This window comes from Nocardia sp. BMG51109, from assembly GCF_000526215.1.
In the GTDB taxonomy this organism is placed as follows: Bacteria; Actinomycetota; Actinomycetes; order Mycobacteriales; family Mycobacteriaceae; genus Nocardia.
Map to the genome: position 1 here is coordinate 5,702,074 of NZ_JAFQ01000004.1, position 13,425 is coordinate 5,715,498.

At 72.6% G+C, this 13,425-nt stretch carries 1 protein-coding gene; it reads right to left on the reverse strand.

The genetic code is table 11. The annotated features are described in order from the left end of the window. Positions 1-8: 8 nt before the first annotated feature. Positions 9-13,385, reverse strand: a complete 13,377-nt coding sequence (locus D892_RS0127155; RefSeq protein ID WP_024804255.1) for a type I polyketide synthase — start codon at positions 13,383-13,385, stop codon at positions 9-11. Between the last annotated feature and the right edge of the window lie 40 nt (positions 13,386-13,425).

Here is a 13,425-nt window from a genome sequence, read left to right on the forward strand (position 1 = left end):
TCCCCTCCTCACGCCTCACCGAGCTCGCGGTCGACGATGGCGAATATCTCCTCGGCCGACGCCGCGTCCAGTTCGGTGCCCGACTCCTCCGGCGCCGCACCGGCCGGGCTCGGTTCGTCGGCCGGGACCAGTTCCGCCCGCAGATGTTTGGCCAGGGCGGCCGGGGTCGGGTGGTCGAACACCACGGACACCGGGAGCCGCAACCCGGTCACGCCGCGGAGCCGGTCGCGCAGCCGGACGGCCGTGAGCGAATCGAAGCCGAGTTCCCGGAAGGCCCGGCTCGCGGGAATCGCATCGGTATGTCCGAGCACGGTCGCCGCCTCGGAGCGCACGGTGTCGGCCAGCAGCCGGGTCTGCTCGGCGCCGGACAGGCCGGCGAGCTTTTCGGCGAACCTCTCCTGTGCCTCACCGGCGTCGGCCACTACCGGATCGGAAACCTGGTGTGCCTCGGGAAGTTCCGCGAGCAGCGGGCTCGGCCGGCCGGAGGTGAACCCGGGAACGAAACGCGCCCAGTCGATATCCGCCACGGCGACACAGGTCTCGTCCCGTTCGACGGCCCGCACCAGCGCGGACACCGCCGCCTCCGGCGCCATCTCCAGCACACCGCGCCGGTCCATGTACTCGGTGACACCGTCCAGCGCGGCCATCATTCCGCCGCCGGCCCACGCGCCCCAGGCGATCGACGTCGCCGGTCGCCCGCGGGCGCGGCGCCGTTCGGCGAGCATGTCGAGGAATGCGTTGCCCGCGGCGTAGGCGCCGTTGCCGCCGCTGCCCCAGACACCGGCATTGGACGAGCACAGCACGAAGGCGTCGAGGGGCGTGTCCGCCAGTAGTTCATCCAAATGTCTTGCGCCGTCGACCTTTCCGGAAACCACCTGCTCGAACTCGTCGAGGCCGGTCTCCGTCACGTCGGCGAACGGCTGCGCGACGCCGGCGGCATGGACGACCGCGGTGAGCGGAAGGTCGCCGGGGATGCCCGCGAGCAAGGCCGCCACGGCGCACCGGTCGGCGACATCGCAGGCGGCGACGGTGACCGTCGCACCGAGGTCCTCCAGCTCCGCGGCCAGCTCGGCGGCGCCGGGCGCCTGCGGACCGCGCCGCCCCACCAGCACCACATGCTCGGCCCCGTTGGCGGCCAGCCACCGGGCCACGTGGGCCCCGATTCCCCCGGTGCCGCCGGTGATCAGGACGCTGCCCCTCGGCCGCCACGGACGAGTCGCGGGGTCGTCGCCGGGGGTGGCGCGCACGAGCCGGCGGGCGAAAATCCCCGACGGCCGCACCGCGAGCTGGTCCTCGTCACCGATCCCGCCGAGCGCGGCCGCCAGCCCGGCCACAGCGTCCCGGCCGGGCGTGTCCGGCAGGTCGATCAGGCCACCCCACCGTTCGGGCCGCTCCAGCGCGATCACCCGGCCCAGCCCCCAGATCTGCGCCTGGACCGGGCTCGGGGCGGGATCATCGCGCCCGGTCACCACACCGCCCGCGGTGACGGCCCACAGCCGGCAGCCGAGATCGAGCGCGGCCAGCTCGGCGGTCGCTGCCAGCCCCACGGTCAATCCGGGATGTTCGGGGTGCGGCGTCACATCCAGTGCGAGCAGTGACACCACTCCGCCAAGGTCGTTCTCCTCGGTTGCGGCGGTGGGCAATTCGCCTCTGGTGACCGTCCGGACGCGGGCTCCGCGATCGGTCAGTGCCCGGGCGCAGCCGCCGATCCACGGGTGCTCGGTATCGTCGCCGGGAACCACCAGCAGCCAGGTCCCGGTCGGTGCCGCGGTGCCCGTCACCGGCCGCCACACCACCCGGTACCACCACCGGTCGGCTCGCGTCCGCAGCCGCCGGCGGCGCAGCGCCGCCACCACGCCGGCCAGCGACCGGTCGTCGATCCGCAGTTCGGCCGCCACGGCGTCGACGTCGCCGCGTTCGACTGCGCCCCACAGGTTGTCGTCGCCGCTCGTGACGTCCGGCCCGGCCGCCTCGGCCGGCGGCGGATCGAACCAGAATCGGCGGCGCTGGAATGCGTACGTGGGCAGGTCGATTCGGCGTCCTCCGGGGAAGAACCCGTCCCATGTCACCGGGAGGCCGCGCACGAAACCCTCGGCGAGCGCGGTCGCGAACCGGTCCGGGCCGCCGTGGTCGCGGTGCAGGGTATTCAGCGCGACGGCCTCGGTTGCGGTGTCGTCGAAGATGTCCCGCAGTGCGGGGACGAGCACGGCGTGCGGGCTCACCTCGACGAAGAACCGATATCCGGCCGACAGCAGGGCGCGCGCGGCGGGATCGAACGACACCGGGCGGCGGGCGTTGTCGAACCAGTACTCCGCGTCGAGGGCCGTGGTGTCCACCGGTCCGCCGCTCGCCGTCGAATAGAACGGCACGTCGCCCCGCAGGGGCGAGACCTCCGCGAACATCTCCAGCATCCGCTCGCGCAGCGGATCGATCTGCGCGCAGTGCGAGGCCACCGTGGTCACCACCACCTTGGCCCGGATCCCGTCGGCCTCGCAGGCCGCGACGAACTCGTCCAGCGCGGTCGAAGCCCCGGCCACGGTCACCGCGTTCGGCCCGTTGTGGCCCGCGATCGTAAGTTCGCCCGGCCACGCGGCCAGCCGTGGCTCGACCGACTCCGGTGGCAGCGCCACCGCGGCCACCGCGCCCCGTCCGGTGAGTTCCTCGGCGAAGAGGCGGCTGCGCAGCACGACGATGCGCATCGCATCGTCCAGCGACAGCGCGCCCGCCACATGGGCTGCGGCCACCTCGCCCTGACTGGTGCCCACCACGGCCGCTGGGGCGACACCGGCCGAACGCCACAGTGCCGCAAGGGAAACCATGACCGAGAACAGCAGCGGTTGCACGATGTCGATGCGGCGCAACGACTCCGCGTCCCGCGCCGCCTCGGTCAGCGACCAGTCCGCATACGGCCGTAGCGCCCGTGCGCATTCGGCGAACTTCGCCGCGAAGATCGGCGACCGCTCCAGCAGATCCTCCGCCATCCCCGCCCACTCCGAGCCCTGCCCGGGGAAGACGAATACGGTGCCGCCCCGGACATCCGCGACGCCGGAGACCACGTTCGGCCCGGCGAGCGTGCCCAGCGCGCGAACCGGGTCCGTTCCCTCGCCGCCGAGGACGACCGCCCTGTGCCGCAAGGCCGTTCGCGCTGTCGCCAAGGTGAATCCGACATCGGCGAGCCGGGACCCGGTGCCCAGAGCGGCGGCCAATCGTCCTGCCTGGGCGCGCAATCCGGCCTCCGATGCTCCCGAGACAATCAGGGGCACCACCGAATCCGGCGCCTCGGCGGGGTCCGGACCGGCCGGTTCCTCCGGTGCCTCCTCGACGATGACGTGCGCGTTGGTGCCACTGATCCCGAACGACGACACGGCGGCCCGGCGGGGCCCGTCCGTCGCCCACTCCACCGGCTCGGTCAACAGCGCCACAGCGCCGGAGGACCAGTCGATGTCGCGCGACGGCTCGGCCACGTGCAGGGTGCGCGGCAGCATCCGGTGCCGCATCGCCTGCACGACCTTGATCAGTCCGGCCACCCCGGCCGCGGCCTGGGTGTGCCCGATATTCGATTTGACCGAACCGAGCCGCAGCGGACGATCCGCCGGTCGGTCCCGCCCGTAGGTGGCCAGCAGCGCCTCGGCCTCGATCGGATCGCCGAGTGCGGTGCCGGTCCCGTGCGCCTCCACGACGTCGACCGCGCCGGCCGCGACGCTGGCGTTCGCCAGCGCGGCCCGGATCACCCGCTGTTGCGAGGGCCCGTTCGGCGCGGTGAGCCCGTTGCTCGCACCGTCGGAGTTGGTCGCCGAGCCGCGCACCACCGCGAGCACTCGATGCCCGTGCCGCCGCGCCTCGGACAGCCGCTCCACCAGCAGCAGGCCGACGCCCTCGGCCGGGCCGAACCCGTCGGCCGCCGCGCCGAACGCCTTGCACCGGCCGTCCGGGGCCACCGCCCGCTGACGGCTGAACTCCACGAAGATATCCGGATTCGGCATCACGGAGACGCCGCCGGCGATCGCCATCGAGCATTCGCCGGACCGCAGCGCCTGCACGGCCAGGTGCAGCGCCACCAGCGACGACGAACACGCCGTGTCCACGGTGACCGCCGGGCCCTCCAGGCCGAACGTGTAGGCGACCCGGCCGGAGATCACGCTCAGCACGTTGCCGGTGAGGGAGTAGCCGTCGACGCTGCTCGGGACCTGGCGCTTGTCGCTGCCGTATCCGCTGGCGATGGCGCCGATGTACACGCCGGTGCCGCTGCCGCGCAGCGTCGACGCGTCGATTCCGGTGCGTTCGAACAGTTCCCAGGTGGATTCCAGGATCAGCCGCTGCTGCGGATCCATGGCCAGCGCCTCGTGCGGGGAGATGCCGAAGAACTCCGGATCGAAATCGGTGGCGCCGGAAAGGAATCCGCCGGTCCGGGCGTAACTGTGGCCGGAGCGATCCGGATCCGGGTGATAGAGGTGCTCGAGGTCCCAGCCGCGGTCGGCCGGGAACTCGCCGATGGCGTCGCGGCCGGCCGCGACGAGATCCCACAGGTCGTCCGGGGATTCGACGCCGCCGGGGAACCGGCAGGTCATGCCGACGATCGCGATCGGCTCGTGGCGGGCCGCATCGTCGGCCGGGGTATCGGACTCCGGCACCTCGGCCGCAGGTGTCACGCCGGCGAGTTGGGTGCCGAGGTAGGCGGCGAGCGCGTCCGGCGTGGCGTGGTCGAAGAGGACACCGGCCGGTAGGCGCAGCCCGGTCGCGGTGTTCAGCCGGTTGCGCAGTTCCACCGAGGTCAGCGAATCGAAACCGGTGTCCTTGAACGGCTTTTCGCCGGTGATCACGTCCGAGGTCGCATGGCCCAGCACGACCGCCGCGTGCCGGCGCACCAGATCGCGCAGGGCCATGTCCCGTTCGGCGGCCGGCAGTCCGGCGATCCGGTCGGCGAACGAGGTACCGGCGGGTTCCGCGGGTTCGGTGCGCCGCGGTGCGGAAACCTGTCCCTTGGTCAACGCCCGGCCCACCTCACCGGAGGCGCAGGCGGCGAGATCCAGTGCCGCCGTGACGGATACGGCCTCGCCGGCTCGCAAAGCGGCGTCGAACAATGCCAGCCCGCGGGTCGTGGGCATCCGCACGAGACCCGCGCGCCGCAGCCGCGCGAGATCCGCGCGCTGCAGGGCGCCGGTCAGGTTGCTCGCCTGTTCCCACAGCCCCCACACCATCGACGTGGCGGGAAGGCCGGAGGCGCGGCGGTGCGCGGCCAGCGCGTCCAGGAATACGTTCGCCGCGGTGTAGTTCGCCTGGCCGGGGCTGCCGAGCACGCCGGTCACCGACGAATACAGCACGAATGCCGCCAGATCGCGGTCCGCGGTCAGCTCGTGCAGGTTCACCGCCACATCCACTTTGGCGCGCAGCACGCGATGCACCTGCTCGGCCGACAGCGACTCGATCGGGCCGTCGTCGAGGACCCCGGCGGTGTGCACGACGGCGGTCAGCGGGTTCTCGGCGGGAATTCCGTCGAGCACCGCGGCGAGCGCACGGCGGTCGGCCGCGTCGCACGCGGCGACGGTCACCGAGGCGCCGAGCGCACCGAGCTCGGCCGCCAGCTCGTCGGCGCCGGCGGCGGCGCGGCCCTGCCGTCCGGCCAGCACCAGGTGCCGCACGTCGTGCGCGGCGACCAGATGCCGTGCCAGCACACCACCCAGCACGCCCGTGCCTCCGGTGATCAGCACGGTGCCTTCGGGATCGAGGCGCCGCGGCATCCGCAGCACGATCTTGCCGGTGTGCCGGCCCTGGCTCATCGTGCGCAGCGCGTCCGGCGCCCGCCGGACGTCCCAGGCCCGAACCGGCAACGGCCGCAGGGCTCCCCGCTCGAACAGCGTCACCAGCTCGGACAGCAACTCGCCGAGACGTTCCGGGGCCACCTCGGTCAGGTCGTACGGGTGATAGCCGACTCCGGCATGTGCGGCGGACACGGTTCGTGGGTCGCGCGGGTCGGTCTTCCCCATCTCCAGGAACGTGCCGCCGCGCGGCATCAGCCGTAGCGAGGCATCGACGAAATCGCCTGCGAGAGAATTCAGCACCACGTCGACGCCGCGGCCCGCGGTGGCCGCGCCGAACTTCTCCTCGAACTCGAGATCTCGCGAGGAGGCGATGTGTTCGTCGGCGAGTCCCATGTCCCGCAACAGGTCCCACTTGCCGCGGCCGGCGGTGCCGAACACCTCGGCGCCCCGGTGCCGAGCGAGCTGCACCGCGGCCATTCCCACACCACCGGCCGCCGCATGCACCAGGACCGTGTCTCCCGCGGACAGCGCGGCGAGGTCGGAGAATCCGTAGTGCGCGGTCAGGAACGCTACCGGCACCGAGGCCGCCTGCTCGAAGGACCAGCCGTCCGGGATCCGGGCCAGCAGACGACGATCGGCCACCGCGACCGGCCCCAGACTCTCGGGCAGCAAGCCGAAGACGCGGTCGCCGACCGCGAACCCCGTCGTCCCGGCACCGATGCCGGTCACGACACCGGCACCTTCGAGCCCGAGTTCGGCGCGACCGGGATAGGTACCCAAGGCGATCAGCACGTCCCGGAAGTTGACTCCCGCCGCCCGGACGGAGACCCGCACCTGCCCCGGCTCCAGCGGCGCGAGACCCGTGGAATCCGGCAGCAGCGCAAGGTTTTCCAGCGTCCCCGCTCCAGTGGTGCCCAGCCGCCAGGCGGGCGCGTCCGGCACCGGCAGGCCACCGCGCGGCTTCCGGACCAGCCGCGGCGCATAACCCTGTCCCTTCCGGATCGCCAACTGCGGTTCGTCCGCCGCCAGGGTGACATCGGAACCGTCGGTGTCGACCAGCCCGAAGCGCCCGGGGTTCTCCGCCTGCGCCGTGCGAACCAGCCCCCACACCGGCGTATGGCCGAGGCCGGCCACATCCTCGTCGTGGACCGACACGGCATGGCGAGTGACGAAAACCAGCCGCGCGCCTTCCCACCGGGGATCGGCGAGCCAAGCCTGTACGAGACCGAGCGCCTCGGCGGCGGCCGCATGCACCGACTCGGCGAGCCCGCCGGGCATCGGATCGCAGACGGCCAGCACGATCTTCGGCGGATCGGCGAACTCTGCCAAGGCCGCGAGATCGTCGACGGTGCGGATGGTCGCCCACCGCGGCGGCCGGATCTCCGTGGCCGGCACCGGAACCCAGTCCAGCCGGAACAGGGAATCCTCGCCGACCGCGAGCTGGTCGGGCGAGACGGGCCGCAGGCTCAGGGATTCGATCGAACCCACCGGCGCCCCGGTGCCGTCGGCCAGCTCGACCGTGACCGCGTCGCCGCGGGGAATCACATGCACCCGAAGCACATCCGTAGGCACCGCCGACAGCGTGACCCCGCCGAACGAGAAGGGGAGCAGCAGCCGGTCGTCGTCCTGGGACGGCGCCGCCAGCACCGCATGCAGAGCGGCATCGAGCAGCATCGGCGCCGGGCCGGACCATTCGTCTGCGCCCCGGACCGGAACGGAGACTTCGGCGTACGTCTCCGCGCCGAGCCGCCAGCACGCGCGGAGCCCGGCGAACGCGGGCCCGTAGCCGTACCCTCGCTCGGCCAGCCGGTCGTAGCAGTCGCTGACATCGACGGGCCGCGCGCCCTCGGGCGGCCAGCTGCCCGGCCGCCACTCCGGCGAATCCGATGATGCGGCAACGAATCCCGACGCATGCCGGGTCCACGACCGCTCGGATGCGTCGCTGTCCGGACGCGAGTACATGCCGACCTCGCGGACCCCCGACCCGTCCGGTGCGCCGACCCGGACCTGCACCCGGACCGCCGCGTCCTCCGGCAGCACGAGCGCGGTGTGCAGGGTCAGTTCCTGAATCAGCGGGCAGCCCACCGTCGTTCCGGCGAACCGGGCCAGCTCCACCCACACCGTGCCCGGCGCCACCGCGCTTCCGGCCACCCGATGATCGCCGAACCACGTCTGCCCGGCGAGCGACCACCGCCCGGTCAGCAGTACCGAATCCTCGTCCGCGAGAGGCACAACGCCCTCGGCGAGAGGGTGCCCGGCATCCGCCACACCGGCGGTCCGGCCGCTCGCGGGTTCCTGCCAGAAGTGTCGATGATGGAAGGCGAGGGCCGGAAGTTCGACGGCTTCGGCGTCGGGGAGGAGCGGGGACCAGCCGACGGTGAGGCCGTGCGTGTGGGCCAGGGCGAGGGCGGTGAGGAGTTCGTCGTGTGCGTCGTGCCCGCGATGCAGGGTGGGCAGGATGGTGGCGTCGTCCCCGGTGGTGGCGGCGAGCGCCGGGGTGAGGACGGGATGCGGGCTGACCTCGACGAAGTTCCGGCAGCCGGAGCCGTGCAGCCGCCGGATGGTCGGCGCGAACCGGACGGTCTGCCGGAGGTTGGCCGCCCAGTAGTCGCCGGTGAGCGTCGTCGTGTCGACGGGCTCGGTGGTGACGGTGGAGTAGAGCGGAATCTCGCCGGCCCGCGGGGTGAGGGTGGCGAGGTCGGCGACGAGCCGGTCGGTGATGCCGTCGACGTGCGGGGAGTGGGAGGCGTAGTCGACGGGGATGCGGCGGGCATGGATGGCGGCGCTCTCGCATTCGGCGAGGAAGGCGTCGAGGGCCGCGACATCCCCGGCGACGACGGTGTCGGTGGGCCCGTTGATCGCCGCCACGGACAGCCCGGGCGTCAGACGGGCGGCCGTCTCGTCGGCGGACAGGCCGACCGTCGCCATACCGCCGTGGCCGGACAGGCTTTCGGCGATGGCGCGCGCCCGGGTGACGACGATGCGGGCGCCGTCGTCGAGCGACAGCGCGCCGGCCACGCAGGCGGCGGCGATCTCCCCCTGGGAGTGGCCCACGACGGCGGCGGGCCGGACGCCGTGCGACTCCCAGGCGGCGGCGAGCGAGACCATGACCGCCCAGAGCGCGGCCTGCACGACGTCGACCCGCTCGAGCGGTGTGCCGTCGCGGAGCAGGTCGATGACCGAGAAGTCGGCGAAAGGCCGTAGCGCGGAGTCACATTCGGCGAGGCGGGCGGTGAAGGCCGGGTGGGTGTCGAGGAGGTCCGCCGCCATGCCGGTCCATTGCGAGCCCTGGCCCGGGAACACGAAGACGACGCGATCGTCCCCCTGCCCCGCGGTGCCTTGAATCACGGTGGGGGCGGGCTGTTCCCGAGCCAGCGCGGTCAGTCCGGCGCGGGCCTGCCGCGCGTCGGCCGCGAGTACCACCGCACGATGTTCCGAGGCCGCCTGCCGGGTCAGGGTGTAGGCGACGTCCGCCAGCCGGCGCGTGTCGACCTGCGGCACGAGGCGGTCGGCCGACGCCCGGAGTTCGTGCGGTGTCCGGCCCGAGACCAGCAGTGGCACAGGATGGTTCAAGGGTTCTGGCTCCGGCGCCTCCTCCAGGATGAGGTGGGCGTTGGTGCCGCTGATCCCGAACGCCGACACACCGGCCCGCCGCGCCCGCCCCGTCTCCGGCCACGGCGCCCGCTCCGTCGCCAGCCGCACCGCGCCGGCCGACCAGTCGACGTGCGGCGTCGGCGCGTCCACGTGCAATGTCGCGGGCACGGTGCGCTCCCGCATCGCCATGATCATCTTGATCGCACCGGCGACCCCGGCGGCGGCCTGGGTGTGGCCGATATTGGTCTTCACCGACCCCAGCCACAGCGCCCGGTGCTCCGGCCGGTCCCGCCCGTAGGCGGCCAGCAGCGCCTGCGCCTCGATGGGGTCGCCGAGGGTAGTCCCGGTGCCGTGCGCCTCGAGGGCGTCGACGTCGCCGGGGGAGAGCCGGGCGTCGGCGAGCGCGGCCCGGATGACCTGTTCCTGGGCCTGGCCGCTGGGCGCGGTGAGCCCGTTGCCGGCGCCGTCCTGATTGACGGCCGAGCCGCGGACGACCGCCAGCACGGCATGCCCGTGTCGCCTTGCGTCGGAGAGCTTTTCGAGAACGAGGACCCCGGCCCCTTCGCTCCAGGCGGTCCCGTCGGCCGCCGCGGCGAACGCCTTGATGCGGGCGTCGGGCGCGAGGCCGCGCTGGCGGGAGAACTCGATGAACCCGTCGGGGGTGGCGATGACGGTGACGCCGCCGGCGAGGGCGAGGGAGCAGTCGCCGGTGCGGAGGGCGCGGGTGGCCAGGTGGAGGGCCACCAGGGACGACGAGCACGCCGTGTCCAGGGTGACGGCGGGACCGCGCAGCCCGAGGCTGTAGGCGATGCGGCCGGAGATGACGCTGGGCGTGGTGCCGGTCAGCCGGTAGCCGTCGCTGTCGGCGGAGTTGTGGCCGTAGCCGCTGTGGGTGGCGCCGAGGAAGACACCGGTGGGGCTGTCGCGGAGCGAGCCGGGGTCGATACCGGCGTGGGTGATCGCCTCCCAGGTGACTTCGAGGGCGATACGTTGCTGCGGGTCCATCGCGGTGGCTTCGCGCGGCGAGATGCCGAAGAAGTCGTTGTCGAATCCGGCCGCGTCGGCGAGGAATCCGCCCTCGCGGACATAGGTCGTGCCCGCCGTGCCGGGCGTCGGGTCGTACAGTTCGGTGATGTTCCACCCACGGTCGGCGGGGAAGGGCCCGATGGCGTCTCCGCCTCGGGCGACGAAGTTCCACAGGTCGCCGGCCGAGGCGATGTTACCGGGATACCGGCAGCCGATCCCGACCACCGCGACGGGTTCGTCCGCGAAGCTGTCCCGCTCCGGCAGGTGCTCGCCGGAATCCGTTCGAGCGCCGGACATTTCGGCATACAGATACCGCGCCAGCTCGGTGGGCGTGGGGTGATCGAACAGCACGCTCGGCAGCAGCCGCAGCCCGAATCGCCTGCCCAGCGCCCGACACAGTTCCACCAGCAGATGCGAATCGAATCCGAGATCCTTGAAAGTCCGGTGCGCCGCAACGGATTCCGCATCGGCGTGCCCCAGCACGGCGGCCGCCTGCCGCCGCACATCGGACAGGACGCCGGACAGGTCTGCACCCGTGGTCGAGATGCGTTCCGCCTGCTGACCGACCGGTGCCTCGTCGAACCAGTACCGCGCACGCTGGAACGGATAGGTCGGCAGGGCGACTCGCGCGGCGCCGGGGAATACGCGGCGCCAGTCGAGTCGCGCGCCCTCGGCGTGCAGCCGGGCGGCCGCGGCCTCCGGAAGGCTGGTTTCGGGAGAGTCGTTGCGCAACAGCGGAACCGCCACGGCACCCACGTCGGCCAGCACGTCACGCACCTGCCCGGACAGCGAATCATCCGCCCCGATTTCCAGGAAGTGGCCGAACCCCAAGGCCTGCGCCGAACGCGCCGCGCGGGCGAACCGCGCCGGCTGCCGGATGGCGTCGACCCAGTGTCCGGCCGCGCGGAGTTCGTCGGTGATCACCTCACCGGTGACGCCGGAAACAACAGCGATCCGTGGCTCCTGGCAGCCTACGGTCTCGGCGACGGACCGGAACTCCTCGAGTATCGGCTCCGCCCACGCGCCCTCGGCCGGAAGCTCCGCCGGTACCCGGGTGCGCGCGGCGACCAGCGCGGCCGCATCCGGCAGCGACAGCACCCCGGCCAGATGCGCGGCGGCGTATTCACCGCTCGACAGCCCGAGCACGAGTCCCGGGACGATGCCACAGGTTTCGGCCATCCGGGCGGCCGCCACCTGGAAGGCGAACAGTGCGGGCTGTGCGAATTCGGTGCGCCGGACCAGGTCGCCGTCGGACACCACGTCACGCAACGGCCGGTCCAGATATGTGTCCAGTGCGGTGCAGACGGCATCGAATGCCTCGGCGAAGGCCGGGGACCGCCGCAGAAACTCGGAACCCACACCCGGCCAGGGCATTCCCCGCTCGGGAAACACGAACGCCACCGGCCCTTCGGCGCGTGCCGACCCCTCGAACACGCCCGTCGCGGACTCCCCGCGAGTCAACGCGCGCAGACCGTCCAGCGCCGATCGGCTGTCGGAAGCCAGCACGACGCCGCGGTACTCCATCGCCGATCTCGTGGTGGCCAAAGAGAACCCGATATCCCGCAGCCCGGCCGGAGCCGCCTGCACATGCCCGGCGATCCGCGCGGCCTGCGCTCGCAGTGCCGCCGGCGTCCGCGCCGAAACCACCAGCGGCACAAGGGAAGGCTCGTTACCGGATCGGCCACCGACGACACCGTGCGCATCACGATCGCCGAGAGCATCCGGCATCGCAGCCGCCCCGGCCCACTCCGACACCACGACATGGCAATTGGTGCCGCCCATCCCGAACGACGACACCCCGGCGATCAGCCGCTCCTCATCCCCGGGCCACGGCTCGGTCGCCCGCGGCAGCCGCAGATTCAGGTCGCCCAGCGGAATCCCGGGATTCGGGTTGTCGAAATTGAGCCCCGCCACCAGACTCCGGTTCCGGATGCTCAGCACCACCTTGAGCAGCCCGGTGATTCCGGCCGCACCCTCGAGATGCCCCACGTTGGTCTTGACCGACCCGACGGCCAGCGGCCGGACCCGCCCCGGCGCCGTGCCGACCACCGCACCGAGCGCGGCCGCCTCGATCGGATCCCCGACCTTCGTTCCGGTGCCGTGCAATTCGACGTACTGCACGGCGGCCGGATCGACCCCGGCCCGCTCGTAGGCCAGCCGCAGCACCTCCTCCTGCGCATACCGGTTCGGGCTGGTCAGGGTCTGCCCACCACCGTCGTTGCCCACGGCGCTGCCGTCGATCACGCAGTACACCCGGTCGCCGTCCGCGACGGCCGCGGACAGCCGCTTGAGCACCAGGACGCCGCCACCTTCGCCGCGTACGTAGCCGTTGGCACGCGCATCGAACGTGAAGCAGCGGTAATCCGGCGACAGCGCACCGAATTTCGCGATCCGGGCGGTCGCCACCGGATCCAGATTCAGGCTCACGCCGCCGGCGAACGCGATCTCCGATTCGCCCGAACGCAGGCTCTCACCGGCCAGATGCACCGCCACCAGCGACGACGACTGACCGGCGTCCACGGTGAAGCTCGGGCCCCGCAGCCCCAGGTGGTAGGAGACGCGGTTGGCGGTCATGCTCCGGTGCGCACCGGTGAACGAATGGGGCGTGAGGGCATCCGCGTCCTGCCGGCCGCTCAGCGCGCCGTAGTCGTCCGCGGCGACGCCGAGGAAGACACCGGTCCGGGCGCCGGGCACGATCCCGGCATCTTCGCCGGCCTCCCAGGCGAGTTCGAGCATCAGGCGCTGCTGCGGGTCCAGCGCGGCGGCCTCGCGCGGCGCGATACCGAAGAACCCGGCGTCGAATTCGTCGACCCGGTCGAGGAATCCGCCCCGATACCCGGGGATACCGACATCGCGTCCCTCGGGCGGCTCGCCGATCGCGTCGACGCCGTCGCGCAGCAGCGCCCAGAACTCCTCCGGATTCGCGGCCCGGGGGAGGCGGCAGGCCATCCCCACGACGGCGATCGCGCCGCCGAACACACCGGATTCGATCGAATCTTCCCCCACCGCAACCTCACTCGAACATGTCACGTCTGTATCGGGGTGT